Annotated in this window: 14 protein-coding genes; 7 read left to right on the top strand and 7 right to left on the bottom strand. The window is 77.1% G+C overall.

Going from position 1 to position 14,960, the window contains the following annotated elements:
• Positions 1 to 14: 14 nt before the first annotated feature.
• Entirely contained in the window at positions 15 to 2,273 is a 2,259-nt protein-coding gene (locus ACI79C_RS18045; RefSeq protein ID WP_456947057.1) for an EAL domain-containing protein, read from the top strand.
• Positions 2,274 to 2,397: 124 nt separating this feature from the next.
• On the opposite strand, the gene ACI79C_RS18050 is transcribed toward ACI79C_RS18045, so the two are convergent.
• From ACI79C_RS18050 to ACI79C_RS18070, 5 genes are all read right to left on the bottom strand, one after another.
• The gene (locus ACI79C_RS18050; protein WP_456947058.1) at positions 2,398 to 3,192 is read right to left on the bottom strand and encodes a TrmH family RNA methyltransferase; all 795 of its coding nucleotides are present in this window, start codon (positions 3,190 to 3,192) and stop codon (positions 2,398 to 2,400) included.
• Between the two features lie 104 nt (positions 3,193 to 3,296).
• Positions 3,297 to 3,680, bottom strand: a complete 384-nt coding sequence (gene rplT / locus ACI79C_RS18055; RefSeq protein WP_456947059.1) for a 50S ribosomal protein L20 — start codon at positions 3,678 to 3,680, stop codon at positions 3,297 to 3,299.
• A gap of 34 nt (positions 3,681 to 3,714) precedes the next feature.
• Positions 3,715 to 3,909: a 50S ribosomal protein L35 gene (gene rpmI / locus ACI79C_RS18060; RefSeq protein ID WP_456947060.1), complete on the bottom strand. Its 195-nt coding sequence runs from the start codon at positions 3,907 to 3,909 to the stop codon at positions 3,715 to 3,717.
• A gap of 145 nt (positions 3,910 to 4,054) precedes the next feature.
• Positions 4,055 to 4,639 (bottom strand): translation initiation factor IF-3, encoded by a 585-nt coding sequence (gene infC, locus ACI79C_RS18065; protein WP_456947102.1) that lies wholly within the window; start codon positions 4,637 to 4,639, stop codon positions 4,055 to 4,057.
• A gap of 324 nt (positions 4,640 to 4,963) precedes the next feature.
• Positions 4,964 to 5,452 (bottom strand): PH domain-containing protein, encoded by a 489-nt coding sequence (locus tag ACI79C_RS18070; protein WP_456947061.1) that lies wholly within the window; start codon positions 5,450 to 5,452, stop codon positions 4,964 to 4,966.
• 40 nt (positions 5,453 to 5,492) lie between these two features.
• Between ACI79C_RS18070 and ACI79C_RS18075 the strand changes: the two genes are divergently transcribed.
• The 4 genes from ACI79C_RS18075 to ACI79C_RS18090 all read left to right on the top strand — a co-directional run bounded on the left by ACI79C_RS18075 (position 5,493) and on the right by ACI79C_RS18090 (position 9,527).
• The gene (locus tag ACI79C_RS18075) at positions 5,493 to 6,083 is read left to right on the top strand and encodes a uridine kinase family protein (protein WP_456947062.1); all 591 of its coding nucleotides are present in this window, start codon (positions 5,493 to 5,495) and stop codon (positions 6,081 to 6,083) included.
• 62 nt (positions 6,084 to 6,145) lie between these two features.
• Complete coding sequence (locus ACI79C_RS18080) at positions 6,146 to 6,877, top strand: GAF domain-containing protein (protein WP_456947063.1); 732 nt, start codon at positions 6,146 to 6,148, stop codon at positions 6,875 to 6,877.
• Positions 6,877 to 8,340, top strand: coding sequence for a PP2C family protein-serine/threonine phosphatase (locus ACI79C_RS18085; RefSeq protein ID WP_456947064.1), 1,464 nt, complete (start codon positions 6,877 to 6,879; stop codon positions 8,338 to 8,340). The genes ACI79C_RS18080 and ACI79C_RS18085 overlap by 1 nt, the downstream gene beginning before the upstream one ends.
• A gap of 59 nt (positions 8,341 to 8,399) precedes the next feature.
• Complete coding sequence (locus ACI79C_RS18090) at positions 8,400 to 9,527, top strand: uroporphyrinogen-III synthase (protein ID WP_456947065.1); 1,128 nt, start codon at positions 8,400 to 8,402, stop codon at positions 9,525 to 9,527.
• Between the two features lie 143 nt (positions 9,528 to 9,670).
• On the opposite strand, the gene ACI79C_RS18095 is transcribed toward ACI79C_RS18090, so the two are convergent.
• Entirely contained in the window at positions 9,671 to 11,056 is a 1,386-nt protein-coding gene (locus ACI79C_RS18095; RefSeq protein ID WP_456947066.1) for a nitrate/nitrite transporter, read from the bottom strand.
• A gap of 148 nt (positions 11,057 to 11,204) precedes the next feature.
• Between ACI79C_RS18095 and ACI79C_RS18100 the strand changes: the two genes are divergently transcribed.
• Complete coding sequence (locus tag ACI79C_RS18100) at positions 11,205 to 12,005, top strand: hypothetical protein (RefSeq protein WP_456947067.1); 801 nt, start codon at positions 11,205 to 11,207, stop codon at positions 12,003 to 12,005.
• On the opposite strand, the gene ACI79C_RS18105 is transcribed toward ACI79C_RS18100, so the two are convergent.
• A complete protein-coding gene (locus ACI79C_RS18105; RefSeq protein WP_456947068.1) occupies positions 11,989 to 13,467 on the bottom strand; it encodes an aromatic amino acid lyase in 1,479 nt (492 codons plus the stop codon). The genes ACI79C_RS18100 and ACI79C_RS18105 overlap by 17 nt on opposite strands.
• 171 nt (positions 13,468 to 13,638) lie before the next feature.
• Here ACI79C_RS18105 and ACI79C_RS18110 point away from each other — a divergent pair, with 171 nt between their 5' ends.
• Positions 13,639 to 14,937 carry a phenylacetate--CoA ligase family protein gene (locus ACI79C_RS18110; RefSeq protein WP_456947069.1) on the top strand — a complete coding sequence of 433 codons (1,299 nt, stop codon included), beginning with the start codon at positions 13,639 to 13,641 and terminating at the stop codon, positions 14,935 to 14,937.
• The last annotated feature ends 23 nt before the right edge of the window (positions 14,938 to 14,960 follow it).

Below are 14,960 nucleotides of genomic sequence, written 5' to 3' on the forward strand. Positions count from 1 at the left end.
CCGATGACGGAGGCGTGGGAACCTCTACGGCCGCGACCCGGACCACGATCGACGACGTGCTCGGGCACGGCGACGTCCGCAGCGTCTTCCAGCCCATCGTCGACCTCGACTCCGGGTCCGTCGTCGCCTACGAGGCCCTGGCGCGGGGTCCGGAGGGCCCGCTGGAACGGCCCGACGCCCTGTTCGCCGCCGCGCGGGCGGCCGGCCGGCTGGCCGAGCTCGACGCCGCCTGCCGCGCCGCGGCGCTGCACGGCGCGCTCGCGCAGGGGCTGACCGCACCGCTGACCCTGTTCGTCAACGTCGAGCCCGAGGTCCTCGACCGCGCGCCGATGGAGGAGCTGCTCGGCATCGCGTCGGCGGCGCCGGGCGGGCTGCGGGTGGTCCTGGAGATCACCGAGCGCGCGCTGGCCACCCGGCCGGCGGAGCTGCTGCGCACCGTCGAGCGGGTGCGGTCGGTCGGCTGGGGCGTCGCCGTGGACGACGTCGGCGCCGAGCCGATGTCGCTGGCCTTCATGCCGCTGCTGCGCCCCGACGTGGTCAAGCTCGACCTGCGGCTGGTGCAGGAGCGGCCCAGCCCCCAGATCGCCGAGATCATGAACGCGGTCAACGCGCACGCCGAGCGCACCGGCGCGGTGGTGCTCGCCGAGGGCATCGAGGACGCCGACCAGCTGGGCATGGCCCGCGCCCTGGGCGCCACCCTCGGCCAGGGCTGGCTGTTCGGCCGCCCGGGCCCCGGCCCGGTGCCCGGCGCACCGACGCGCGCGCTGGACCTGCCCTCGCAGCGGCCGGACAGCGTCACCGAGGACGCCGCCGTCTCCCCCTTCGCCTGCCTGCCCGACGGCGTGCGCCTGCGCCAGGCGCCCAAGGCACTGCTCATCGAGCTGTCCAAGCAGCTCGAGCGGGAGGCGCTGCGCCTGGGCCCGGCGTCGGTCGTGGCCGCCACCTTCCAGGAGGCCCGCCACTTCACCCCCGCGACCTCGTTGCGCTACCGCGACCTGGTGGAGCGGACCGGCTTCGTCTGCGCCCTGGGCGAGGACCTGCCGGTGGAGCCCCTCCCCGGCGTGCGCGGCGCCGCGCTCGACCCGGCCGACCCCGTCCGCGGCGAGTGGGACGTCGCCGTCGTCGGCCCGCACTTCGCCGCGGCGCTGCTCGCCCGCGACCTCGGCGACGACGGCCCCGACGAGCAGCGGCGGTTCGCCTACGCGCTGACCTACGACCGCGACACCGTCGTCCGGGCCTGCGTGGCGCTGCTGGCCCGGGTGGCGCCGCGGCCCGGCGTCCCGGCCTGGTCGGTCGCCCCCGCCGCCGCGGTCCCGCCGCCGGGCACCGTCCCCTCCGGCCTGCCGGCGGCCGACGACCTGCTCCACCGCGCCCTGGAGGCGCTGCCCAGCGGGATCTCGATCGTCGACGTCCGGCTCCCCGACCAGCCGCTGGTCTACGTCAACCCGGCCTTCGAGCGGCTCGCCGGGCTCCCGCGCGAGCAGGTGCTCGGCCGCAACTGCCGCTTCCTGCAGGGCACCGACACCGACCCGGCCGCCGTGGCCGAGGTCCGCCGGGCGGTGGCCGCGGGCGAGGAGTGCCGGGTCACCGTGCTCAACCACCGCGGGCCGGACCGGACGCCGTGGTGGAACGAGCTGCACCTGACCCCGGTCCCCGGCCCGGACGGCGAGGTCGCGCAGTACATCGGCGTCCAGGTCGACGTGACCGCGCGGGTGGAGGCCGAGCGCGCGCTGGCCCGGGAGCGCGACCGCGCCTCCGGCTACCGCGCCCGCCTGCAGGAGCTGGCCGGCACCGACCCGCTGACCGGGCTGCCCGACCGGCGGCGGCTGGCCGAGGAGGTCGAGACGGCGATCTGGAGCGCCCGGGCCGGCGACGACGCGCTCGCCCTGCTCCTCGTCGACGTCGACGGCGTCATCGCGGCGAACGGCATGTGGGGCCACGGCGCCGGTGACGACCTGCTGTGCGCCGTGGCGGAGCGGGTGCGGGCGGTCCTGCGCCGGCGGGACCTGGTGGGCCGGCTCGGCGGCCACGAGCTCGTGGTCGCGCTGCGCGAGCTGGACCCGCGGACCGCCGGGGAGGAGGCGCGCCGGATCGCCGGCGCGCTGCTGGAGGCCGTGCGCGGGCCGGTGCGGGTCGCCGGCGGAGAGCTGCCGGCCGGGGTGCGGGTGGGCGTCAGCGTGTTCCCCGAGGACGGCGCGGACTTCGCCGACCTGCTCCGGACCGCCGCCCTGCGCCGGTACGAGCGACCGGCGACGCCGACCGCCGACCGCTGACACCGCGGCGCCGCTGATCGGTCCCGCTGTGGGGCCCGCCGCGAGCCTGCGAGTGCGGGGGACAGCGGCGGCCCCGCTGCAGGGGCTCGCCGCGAGCCTGCGAGTGGCGGGGGGCAGCGGGGTCCTAGTACTGGGCCAGCTGGGTCGTGTAGAGGCAGATCGCCGCGGCGGCGGCCAGGTTGAGGCTCTCCGCCCGGCCGCGCATGGGGATGCGCACCCGCGCGTCGGCGAGCGCGGCGAGCTCCGCCGGGACGCCGCGGGCCTCGTTGCCGAACAGCCAGACGACGGGGCCGGCCAGCCGGCCGGCGGCGGCGACCTCGTCCAGGGCGGCCTCACCCCCGCCGTCCGCGGCGAGCACGGTGACGCCGGCGGCCTGCAGCCGGGGCAGCACCTCCGGCAGCGACGCCCGGCGGACGACGTCGACGTGGAAGAGGCTGCCCGCGCTGGAGCGCACCGCCTTGCCGCCGTAGGGGTCGGCCGACCCCGCGCCGAAGAGCACCGCACCGGCGCCGCACGCGTCGGCGGTGCGCAGCACGGTGCCGGCGTTGCCGGGGTCGGCCAGCTCGGCGAGGGCGACGGCCAGGGAGGGCGGGGCGGCCACCACCGCGTCGGCCGGCACGTCGCGGAGGTCGCAGACGGCGACCAGCCCCTGCGGGGTGACCGTCTCCGACAGCGACGCGGCGGCCTTCTCGGTCACCGGCCGCACGGGCACCGGCGTCCCGGCCAGCAGGTCGGCGTGCGCGGCGGCGGCCGCCTCGGTGACGAACACCTCGCGGACACCGCCGGGCGCGGCGAGGGCCTCGGCGACGGCCTGCCGCCCCTCGGCGAGGAACAGTCCTGCCGCGTCCCGCCCGGCGCGGCGGGTGAGCTTGCGCGCGGCCGCCACCCGCGCGGACCGCTCGGTCAGCGGCTCGGTCATCGCCCCTCCTCCAGCATCGGGCCCGGACACACCGACGCCGCCGGTGCCGGTCGGCGAGGACCGGGCACCGACGGCGTCGGCGTCGGCGAGGTGCGTACGGCGCCTCAGGCGGCCTGGTCACCGGCCGGCGCGGCGGCGACGGCGGCGCGGGAGGTCTCCACGAGAGCGGCGAAGGCGGCGGGCTCGTTGACGGCGAGCTCGGCGAGCACGCGGCGGTCGAGCTCGATGCCGGCCAGCTTCAGGCCCTGCATGAACCGGTTGTAGGTCATGTCGTTCTGCCGCGCCGCGGCGTTGATGCGGGTGATCCACAGCTTGCGGAAGTCACCCTTGCGCACCTTGCGGTCGCGGTAGTTGTAGGTGGCCGAGTGGAGGATCTGCTCCTTGGCCTTGCGGTACAGGCGGGACCGCTGACCGCGGTAGCCGCTGGCGGCCTCGAGGGTCGTCCGGCGCTTCTTCTGGGCGTTGACCGCCCGCTTCACGCGTGCCACGTGAGTGCTCCTGTCTTCTCGTCAGTACGGGCGCTCAGAGGCCCAGCAGCTTCTTGAGGCTCTTGGTGTCGGCCGGCGAGATGACCTGGTCCTGGTCGAGCCGGCGCTTGCGGCGCGAGGACTTGTGCTCGAACTTGTGCTGGTTGTTCGCCTGCTCGCGCATGAGCTTCCCGCTGCCCGTCACGCGGATGCGCTTCGCGGTGCCCTTGTGGGTCTTCTGCTTCGGCATGTCCTCGGTCCTCGTTCGTGTGTGTCGGCGCCGCGCGGCAGCGTGCAACTGCCGCGACGGCGCCGGCCGTCTCGGTGGTGCGGTGGGCGGCCCCCCTGCAGGCCCCGCCGCGCGTGCGCGTGGCGGGGGGCAGGAGGGGCCTCCCTCAGCCCTGCGGGCTCTGGCCCTCGGCCGCCTGCTTCTCCGCCTTCGCGTGGCGGCGGGAGGCGTCGGTCGCCGCCTGGTTCCGGTGCGGGGCGATCACCATGACCATGTTGCGGCCGTCCTGCTTCGGATTGGACTCGACGACGCCCAGCTCGGCGACGTCGGCGGCCAGCCGCTGGAGCAGCCGGTAGCCCATCTCCGGCCGGGACTGCTCGCGGCCGCGGAACATCACGGTGATCTTGACCTTGTCGCCGCTCCGCAGGAAGCGCTCGACGTGGCCCTTCTTGGTCTCGTAGTCGTGAGGGTCGATCTTGAGGCGCAGCCGCATCTCCTTGATGACGGTGAGCGCCTGGTTCCGCCGGGCCTCGCGGGCCTTCTGGGCGGACTCGTACTTGAACTTCCCGTAGTCCATGAGCTTGGCGACCGGCGGCCGGGCCATGGGCGCGACCTCGACGAGGTCGAGCTCCGAGTCCTGGGCCAGGCGCAGTGCCTCGCCGATCGGCACGATGCCGACCTGCTCGCCCTCGGGGCCGACCAGGCGGACCTCGGGGACGCGGATACGGTCGTTGATGCGGGGCTCGGTGATGGCCTCTCCTCTGCTGTTGCCCGGAGAGGAGTCGCGCCCGTCCGGATGCCGGAGAAGACGAGGGCCCCGCGAGCGGTGTGCTCACGGGGCCCACTCTCCGGGGTGCGCGAGCGGTGGCTCGCGCGCGCCGCGGCCGACCGGCCGGGGCCGGTCCACCGCGATCCGGGGACCTGGGCGCCTGTGACGGCGCCAGGTGGGAGCGGGCTCCTCTTGGTCAGCGGCCCGGGGCGGGGCCGCTGTGTGGTTCGCGCGCCTCGGTGTAGCGGGGAGGCACGCCCATGCTACAGCGCCGAGGGCCCCCTGGTCATTCCCGGGGTCCCGGGGTCACTCGTCGTACAGCAGCGGCGGGGGCGCCGGCTGCTTGGCCCGGTCGGCCGCGAGCAGCGCGCGCAGGCCCTCGACGGCGGCCGCGGCGCGCTCGCCGTCGGCTGCCTGCAGGGCGAGGACGGCGAACTCGTCGTCGCTGGTCAGCAGCACCGTCGCCCACTTGAAGCGGGCGTCGAACCGGATCGCGCGGACCGCCGCCCACGGCACCGCCCGCTCCCCCACCAGGTTGCGCACGCGGATGCCGGATGCGTCGGCGTCCACCCGCGGGCGGCCCAGCGCCAGGATCCCCGCGCCGAAGACCAGCCCCAGCCCGACGACCGCGACCTGGTCGGCGGTCGTGTAGCGGACCACTCCCGAGTCGTCGCTGCCGAGCGTCACGCCGACGTAGGTGAGGACGGCGACCACGACCGCGGCGACGACCGCGCACAGCAGCCGCCACCTGCGGGGGACGGCGGAGACCGAGGACGGGGGCGGAGGCGGCGGCACGCCCCCATGGTGGCAGGTGCCGGCTGGCAGAGTGCCCGCCGTGGAGGACGCCGCCGCGGTGCTGGCCGGCCGGGCGCGGGCGGCCGCCCCCCGGCTGGGCCGCACCCGCCTCGTGTGCGTGGACGGGCCGGCCGGGTCGGGCAAGACGACGCTGGCCGGCCGGCTGGCCACCCGGCTGGACGCGCCGGTCGTGCACATGGACGACCTCTACGCCGGCTGGACGATGACCGGTGCGTTCGCCCGGCTGTCCGCCGGCGTGCTGCGCCCGCTCGCCGCCGGGCGCCCGGGCGCCTACCACCGGTTCGACTGGGCCGCCGGTCGCTTCGAGGCCTCCGCCACGCCGTTGCCGCCGACCGACGTGCTGGTGGTCGAGGGGTGCGGCAGCTGTCCGCGGGCGGCCGACCCGTGGGCGGTGCTGCGGATCTGGGTGGAGGCCCCGCCGGAGGTGCGCCTGAGGCGCGGGCTGGCCCGGGACGGCGCCGCGTTCGAGCCGGAGTGGCGGCGGTGGCAGCGCACGGAGGCGGCCTTCTTCACGGCGGAGGGCACCCGCGAGCGCGCCGACGTCCGGGTGGACGGGACGGCGTCCCCCGCGGGAGAGCCACCTGCCCGAGCGGCCGGGCGACTAGGCTGACGGTGCGCTGCCGTCCCGTCCAGCACCCGGCGGAGACGAGCGGCCGAGCGGATGGGGTGCGCGTGCACCAGAGCCGGTCCATCGACCTGCCCCTCGCCGACGAGCTGTCGGCTGTCTTCGCCCGCATGTCCGGGCTGCTGCTGTCCGAGGAGACGGTGGTCACCGCCCTGGGCCTGGTCAGCTCGCTGGCCCTCGACACCGTGCCGGGAGCGGTCGGGGCGGGCGTCTCGGTCATCGACGAGCGCGGCCGCCGCAGCTCCGGGTCGACGTCCCCCCGGGTGGAGCAGGCCGACGCCCTCCAGTACCAGCTGGACGAGGGCCCCTGCCTGGCCGCCACCGCGGGCCGGAGCCTGGTCCGCGTCGACGACCTGGCGACCGACCCGCGCTGGCCCCGGTGGTCCGGAGCCGTCCTGCCGCTGGGCCTGCGGTCGGCGTTGAGCACCCCGATGGTCGCCGGGGACAGCGCGTTGGGCGCCCTCAAGGTGTACGCCGAGGAGCCCGGTACCTTCGACGCCCACAGCGAGCAACTGCTGGCGATGTTCGCCGCGCAGGCGGCGATCCTCGTCGCCAACGTGCAGACCCACGAGCGCGCCCGGCGGCTCAGTGAGGGGCTGCGCCGGGCGATCGGCACACGGGACCTGGTCAGCACGGCCAAGGGGGTGCTGATGGCGCGCCACGGCGTCAGCGACGACGTGGCCTTCGGCATGCTCGTCGCCCGCTCCGGCGAGGACAGCGGCACGCTGCCCGAGGTCGCCCGCGCGGTCGTCGACTCCGCCGTCCGCCGGAGACGGTGATGGACGGGCCCGGGCCGGCCCCCGACGAGGACGAGCACCGTCGGGCGCTGCGCTCGGCCGTCGAGCTGGCCGACCTCACGCTCGAGCAGCTGTGGACCCGCTACTTCTCCCTCGGCGGCAACGCCGACCTGGTGGAGCTCGAGGCCCACCTCGAGGGGCTGCTGTCGCTGCCGGCGGCCGAGCGCAACGTGCTGGCGCACACGGTCAACGAGCGGCTCGACGAGCTGTTCAGCCAGCGGCGGGTCCCCTACAGCTCCGCCGTCCGCGGGCGCCGACCCTCCACCGGGCCGCTCGCGGCGCTGCTGTACCTGGTGGAGGCCGCCCGCACGGCGCCGCCGGACCGGCTGGGGGCGCTCACGGCCGAGGCCGGGCGGGCCATGGGCGTGGGGGTCACCGTCCACGTGGCCGACCACGAGCAACGGCGGTTGTGGCCGCTCCCCTCGACGGGCACCACCCGCGGCGAGCCCCTCACCGTCGACGGCACCCTGCCGGGACGGGCGTTCCAGGCGACGCGGGTGCTCCCGTCGGAGGCGAACGGCGCGCTGCGGCTGTGGGTGCCGATCCTGGACGGCGCCGAGCGGGTCGGCGTCCTCGAGGTGCGGGTGGGCTCGGAGGTCGAGCTCTACGACCCGGCCGTGCGCGACGAGTGCCGGTGGCTGGCCGGGCTGGTGGGGCACCTGGTCGCCTCGATGGGGCAGTACGGCGACGCCCTGGAGGCGGCGCGGCGGACCCGGGCCCGCACCCCCTCCGCGGAGCTGCTGTGGCAACAGCTGCCGCCGCTCACCGCCGCCAGCGACGCCTTCGTCCTCGCCGGTCTCCTCGAGCCCGCCTACGACGTGGGCGGCGACGCCTTCGACTACGCGCTGTCGGAGGGGACCGTGTCACTGGCGATCGTCGACGCCATGGGCCACGGGCTGCCGGCCGGGCTGCTGGCCGCCGCGGCCCTGTCCGCCTACCGCAGCGCGCGCCGCGACGGCCGCGGCGTCTTCGAGCAGGCCCGGGTCATCGACGAGGTGCTCGCCGAGACCTTCCCGGACAGCGCCTTCGCCACCGGGGTGCTGGCCGAGCTCGACGTCGCCAGCGGGCGGCTGCGCTACGTCAACGCCGGCCACCCGCCGCCGCTGCTGCTGCGGACGGGGAAGGTGGTCAAGCACCTCCTCGGCGGGCGGCGGGTGCCGTTCGGGCTGGGCTCGGGCGCGCTCACCGTCGGCGAGGAGGTGCTCCAGCCCGGGGACTGGCTGGCGCTGCACACCGACGGCGTGACCGAGGCCCGCGACGCGGCGGGCGCCTGGTTCGGCGACGACCGGCTGGCGGACCTCCTCACCCGGGAGGTCGCCGCCGGGCAGCCGCCCCCCGAGACCGCGCGGCGGCTCATGCGCGCCGTCCTGGACCACCAGGGCGGGCTGCTGCAGGACGACGCCAGCGTGCTGCTGGCCCGGTGGCTGCCCCCGGCCCCGTCCTGACACCCGGACCCACCCGGGCCCGTCACACGCCCGCAACGACGACCCCGCACCATGGGGTGGTGACGGACCGCCTGCCCGCCCCCGCGCCCGCGGACGAGCCCCTGCCGCTGGCCGGCTACACCGTCGCGGTGACCGCGGCCCGCCGCCGGGAGGAGCTCGGCGCCCTGCTGGCCCGGCGCGGCGCGCGGGTCGTCCACGCGCCGGCGATCCGGATCGTGCCCCTCGCCGACGACGCCGAGCTGGTGGCCGCCACGCGCGCGGTGCTCGAGCGGCCGGTGGAGCTGGTGGTGGCGACCACCGGCGTGGGGTTCCGCGGCTGGCTGGAGGCGGCTGAGGCCTGGGACCTGCCGCTGGTGGACCACCTGCGCTCCAGCCGGGTGCTCGCCCGGGGACCCAAGGCCCGTGGCGCGATCCGCGGCGGCGGGCTGGTCGATGCGTGGTCACCGGCGTCGGAGTCCTCGGCGGAGGTCCTCGAGCACCTGCTGTCCGGCGCCGAGGGGCCGCTGGAGGGCCGGCGGATCGCCGTCCAGCTGCACGGCGACCCCCTCCCGGACTTCGTCGAGGCGCTGCGCGCGACCGGCGCCGAGGTGCTGACCGTGCCGGTCTACCGCTGGGTGCTGCCCGAGGACGTCGCCCCGGTGCGCCGGCTGGTGGGCACGATCGTGGCCCGCGGGGTGGACGCGGTGACCTTCACCAGCGCGCCGGCCGCGGCCAGCTTGCTCGGGGTCGCCGACGAGCTGGGCCGGCGGGCGGAGCTGGTGGCCGCGCTGTCCTCCGGCGTCCTGCCGGTGGCGGTGGGTCCGGTGACCGCCGGACCGCTGACCGCCGCCGGGATCCGGTCGCTGCAGCCGGAGCGCTCCCGGCTGGGCGCGCTGGCCCGCGAGGTGGTGGCCCGGCTGCCCGAGCGCGACCCGGTGCTGCGCGTGGGCGACCACGAGGTCCAGGTGCGGGGGCACGCCGCGGTCGTCGACGGGCGGCTGGTGGAGCTCGCGCCGGGCCCGATGGCGGTGCTGCGGGCGCTGGCTGCCCGGCCGGGAACGGTGCTGTCGCGGCCGGAGCTGGTCCGGGTGCTGCCCGGCGGGGGCGACGAGCACGCGGTGGAGATGGCGGTGACCCGGCTGCGCGCGGCACTGGGCGCCCCGCTGGTGGAGACCGTCGTCAAGCGCGGCTACCGGCTGGCGGTCTGAGCGGCGGGGCGGTGTCCACTGTCGGCCTCCGGCCTCCCACCGCGGCCGGTTGCCGTCCCCGAGCTGCGCTGAGCCCGACCGCGACCCCTCCGGAGGCCCTGCGGGCCCCGCTCGGGGGCCCGCAGGCCACTCCGCTGGGCGGTTCAGACGCCGCGCATCGCCGCCCCGGGGCGCAGGTAGACCACCCAGGTCACCCCGAGGCAGGCCACGTAGAAGCCGATGAACGCCAGGTAGGCGCCGTCCCCGCTGCCGGTGCTGAGGAACGACTGGCGGAAGGCGAGGTTGACCAGCACCCCGCCGAAGGCCCCGACCGCTCCGGCGATGCCGATGAGCGCCCCGGACATCCGCAGGGCGTGCCGGTCGGCGGCCGCGCTGTCCCCGCCGGCGGCCACCTGCTGCAGGGCCTGGGTGCGGAAGATCGCCGGGATCATCTTGTAGGTCGAGCCGTTGCCGATACCGCTGAGCACGAACAGCGCCACGAAGCCGACGACGAACAGCGGCAGCGACCCCAGCTGGCTGGCCGTCCACACGATCGCCGCACCGACGGCCATCGCGACGAAGGTCGCGCAGGTGATGCGCGCGCCGCCGAAGCGGTCGGCCAGCGAGCCGCCGAGCGGCCGGATCAGCGAGCCGAGCAGCGGGCCCAGCCAGGTGAGGGACGCCGCGGCCAGCGGGGTGGCGAAGTCGTCGGTGAACTGGTTCTGCAGCACCTGCCCGAAGGCGAACCCGAACCCGATGAACGACCCGAACGTTCCGATGTAGAGGAACGACATGATCCAGGTGTGCGGCTCGCGGGTGGCCTCGCGCATCGCCCGAGGCTGGTTGCGCGCGGTCGTCAGGTTGTCCATCAGCAGCGCCGCACCGACGGCGGCGACGACGATGAGCGGGATGTAGACCCACAGGATGACCCGCGGGTGCTCGGCCCCGGCCGTCGCCAGCACCAGCAGGCCCACCAGCTGGACGACGGGGACGCCGAGGTTGCCGCCGCCGGCGTTGAGGCCCAACGCCCAGCCCTTGAGCCGGTCGGGGTAGAAGGCGTTGATGTTCGCCATCGAGCTGGCGAAGTTCCCCCCGCCGACGCCGGCCAGGCAGCTGACGAGCAGCAGCGTCGAGTAGGAGACGCCGGGCTCGAGGACGACCGCCGTGGCGACGGTGGGGACCAGCAGCAGCGAGGCGCTGACGATCGTCCAGTTGCGGCCGCCGAACGTGGCGACGGCGAAGGTGTAGGGCAGCCGGACGAAGGCCCCCAGCGCCGTGGGCAGCGTGGTGAGCAGGAACTTGCCGGCGGGGTCGATGCCGTAGACCGACTCCGGCAGGAACAGCACCAGCACCGACCACAGGCTCCAGATCGAGAAGCCCACGTGCTCCGAGAAGACGGAGGAGAACAGGTTCCGCCGGGCGACGGTCTTGCCGGTGGACGCCCAGAAGGCGGGGTCCTCCGGGCGCCAGTCGTCGATCCAGCGCCCGGACCGGGGTGGGGCGGCGACCGGCGCGGTCGTCGGCGGGGAGGTGCGCGGAGGAGCGGCCATGTCCCGGAACGGTGGCGCGCCGGCGTTCCCCGCCGGTTGCTCCCGGGCTGAACTCGTGTTCCGTTGTGCTCACCGTCGCTGCCCCCCTGTGGTGAGGCCGCGGTCGCCGAGGGTGCACGGACCGCGGCGGACCGGAGAAGATCACCGGGTGACTGCGACCGAGGACTCCTCCGCGACCGGCCGCGCGCTGCTGGAGGCCGGTGCGTCGGTCGCCGGATCGATGAGCCGGGCCGCGGCCGCGGTGGTGTTCGCCGGCCCCGCCGAGCCCGCCCCCGCGGTGCGGATCGACGGGCGGCTGGCCGCGTGCCTGCGGACGGCCGCGGACGAGGCCGCCGCGCTCCCCGTCCCGCGGGAGCGCGCCCGCGCCGGCGCCGCCCTCGCCTTCGCCGTCGAGCACAGCGCGACCCTGTCCCGCAGCGGCCGGCAGGTGCGCGACGACGACTTCTTCGCACCCCGCCCCGGCGGCCGGTCGGCGGCCGACGAGGTCGCCGAGGCCGTCGTCGCGACGGCCCGGGCCGCGGCAGACGAGCGGCGGGTGCGGCACCTGGGCTACCTGCTGGCCGAGGTCGCCGCCTCCCCCGACCTGGACGGCGCGCTGGTCGAGCGCGCGCTGCGGCTGGCCGCCGGCCTGACCTGGCGGCAGCTGGCCCTGCTGGCCGGCGTCGGCCGCCGCGACCGGCTGCCGTTGCCGATGACCCCGCTCGCCGACGACCCGCGGGCCTGGACGGCGTGGGGCGCCCGCGAGGACCTCACCGACCTGCAGCGCGCGGGCCTGGTCGACCCCCCGCCCGCACAGCCGCGTCCCGGCGGGGCCGCCCTGCCCCTGCTGCGGCCGGCCGACCTGCGGCTGACCCGCCGCGGCGTGCTGGTGCACCGGCTGCTGGCGCTGGGGTTCGTGCGCGACGACGAGGTGGCCGCGGCCCTCGCGGCGCTCACTCCCCCCGCCTGACCTCCCCGGGGAACCGCTCCCGCAGGGTGCGGTGGACGGCGTCGGGGTACGGGTCGGCCGCGGCGGTCACCTCCCGCACCAGGTCGAGCGCGGCGGCGGTGCCCGCGCCGAGCCTCGTCCCCTCCGGGGCCGTCGCCAGGACGTCGGCGGCGAGCAGCAGCTCGATCGCGAGGACGTCCTCCAGCAGGCCCAGCGCGGTGTCGGCCGTGCGGGCGGAGAGCGGCGCGCCGGTGGCGTGGTCCTCCACGCCGTTGTCCAGCGGCGGGACGTCGAGGGTCGCCGGCGCCGCCAGCTGCCGCAGCTCGGCCACCACCGCGGCCGCCGGCGGGCGGAGCGCGAGGCCGTGGGCCGCCGTCGGCGGTGGGCCGGCCAGCTGCCGGAAGAACGCCTCCCACAGGTGGGTCATCCGGCGGTCGCTGAGCTGCCCGACGTGGGCGACGGCGATCCGCAGGGCGTCGCAGGCGATGGCCAGCACCATCGGGTGGAAGTTGCCGTTGCTCACCAGTGCCCGGTCCTCGACCGACACCAGGGGGTTGTCGGCCGCGGCGGCGAGCTCGGTCGCGACGGCCGCGCGGGTGGCGGCCACGTACTCGCGCAGGGCCCCGTGGACCTGCGGCACGACCCGGAAGGACAGCGGGTCCTGCACCGAGGCGGCGCCCGCCGGCCCCAGCAGCGCGCTGCCGGCCAGCAGCTCCCGGAGGTGGTCGGCGGCCGCGACCTGCCCGGGGATCCCCTTGGCCCGGCCGACGGCGGGGTGCACGACCGAGGGGTTGGCCCGGATCGCCTCCATCGACAGTGCGGCGGCGACGTCGGCGGCCGCGGCGGCCCGCGCGGCCCGGGCGACGACCAGTGCCGCCTGGCCCACCGACACCCCGTTGGCCGAGATCAGCGCCAGCCCGTCCTTGCCGGACAGCTCCAGCGGGCGGATCCCGGCCCGCCGCAGGGCCTCGGCCCCGGGCAGCTCCTCGCCGCGGTACCGGGCGCGGCCGACCCCGATGGCGACCTGCGCCATCCCGGCCATCTGCCCGATGTCGGCCGCGCCCACCGACCCGGTCTCGGCCACCACCGGGTGGACACCGGCGTTGAGCATCGCCACCAGCGTCTCCGCGGCCGCCACCGAGGCGCCCGACCCGCCGCGCGCGATGCCGGCGAGCCGCACGGCCAGTGCCGCGCGGACCACGGGCACCGGCAGCGACGGGCCGACGCCACCGGCGTGCGAGAGCACCAGGAACCGCTGCTCGCCGCGGATCTCCTCCTCGGTCAGCCGGGTGTCGCGCAGGTGGCCGACCTGCGTGGTGAGCCCGTAGACCGCGGCGTCCGCGGCGAGGGCGTCGTCGACCACCCGGCGCGCCGCGGCGACGGCGTCCCTGGCCCCGGCGTCGAGCTCCACCCGCGCCCCGCCCACCACGGCGAGCAGGTCGTCGACCGACAGCGGCGCGGTGCTGATCGTCACGGTCGTCACGAGGGGCCTCCCGGAGCGGCGGGCGGTGGCCGGCGTGTCCCGACGACGGTAGGCCCGCCGTCCGTCGCCGGGACCCGGATCGCGCGCCGCGACCCGTGACCGGCGCCCCTGGTGGTGACCCGCTCCGGCGCGGACCGTCGGGCCCACGGTGCTCGGCAGGCGGGAGGGGTCGTGGACGGCGAGGCTCTCGACGCACGGGACCGGTGGACCCGGGGCGAGGTCGCGGACCACCAGCGGCGGGCGCTGCGGGCGCTGCTGGAGCACGCGGTGACCCGGTCCCCCTACTACCGGGAGGTGCTGGGACCGGCCGCGGCCGACCGTCCCCTCCCCGACCTCCCGGTGCTCACCAAGGCCACGCTGATGGAGCAGTTCGACCGGATCGTGTGCGATCCGCGGCTGCGCCGGGCAGACCTGGAGGCCCACCTCGCCGGGGAGGACCCCGGGCGGTCGTTCCTCGGTGGGTTCCGCGTGGCCACGACGTCGGGGACCACGGGCCGGCGGGCGATCGTCGTCCTCACCGAGCGGGAGGCCGCGACATGGCGGGCGGTCACCGAGCGGGCCGGACGCCGGGCCGGGATGCGCCCCGGGCAGCGGGTGGCCGCCATCGGCAGCCCGAGCCCCGCGCACCTCACCCGGCAGGTCCTGGCCCCGCCCGGTGGCCCGGCGGCGCTGACGGCCGCCACCCCGCTCCCCGAGATGGTCGCCGCGCTGGACGCCGCGAGGCCCGAGGTCCTCATCTGCGCGGCGGGTCTGGGCAGCGTGCTCGCCGACGAGCAACTGGCCGGGCGCCTGCACATCGCGCCGCGGTCGGTGGCCTTCGGCTCGGAGGCGCTGACCCCCGACCTGCGCCGCCGCGTCCGCGCCGCGTGGGGCGTGGAACCGACCGGCATGTACGCCGCGACCGAGGCGCCGGTGATCGCCTCGAGCACCCCGGAGCACCCCGAGCTCGAGGTCGCCGAGGACGTCGTCGTGGTCGAGGTGGTCGACGAGGACGACCGGCCCGTCCCGGTGGGGGTCCCCGGGGCGAAGGTGCTGGTGACCAACCTCGTGGACCGCGCCCAGCCACTGGTCCGCTACGAGCTGACCGACGCGGTCACCGAGTCCCCGGGGCCCAACCCGGCCGGCCGCCCCTGGCGCTGCCTGGCCTCGGTGGACGGCCGGACCGCGGACATCCTGCACCTGCCCGGCCCGGGAGGAGCCGTCGTGCCGGTCCACCCGTCGGTGCTCGGCTCGGCGGTGGCCCCCTTCCCGGAGGTCGGCCAGTACGCGTTCGTGTACGACGCGGGTGGCCTGCACGCCCGCGTCGTGCTGGGCCCGCGCGCGGCCGCCGACGTGCCCGAGCGGCTGCGCGCGGCCCTGGTCGCGGCGGTCACGTCGACCGGCGCCCTGCCGCTCCCGGTCGACGTCGTGCCGGTGGCGTCGCTGGCTCCCGAGGCCGGGGCGAAGTTCCGCCTGGTCCGCACGGCCTGACCTCCGTTGTCCCGGCCGCGCCC

Source organism: Geodermatophilus sp. SYSU D00697, assembly GCF_054050175.1.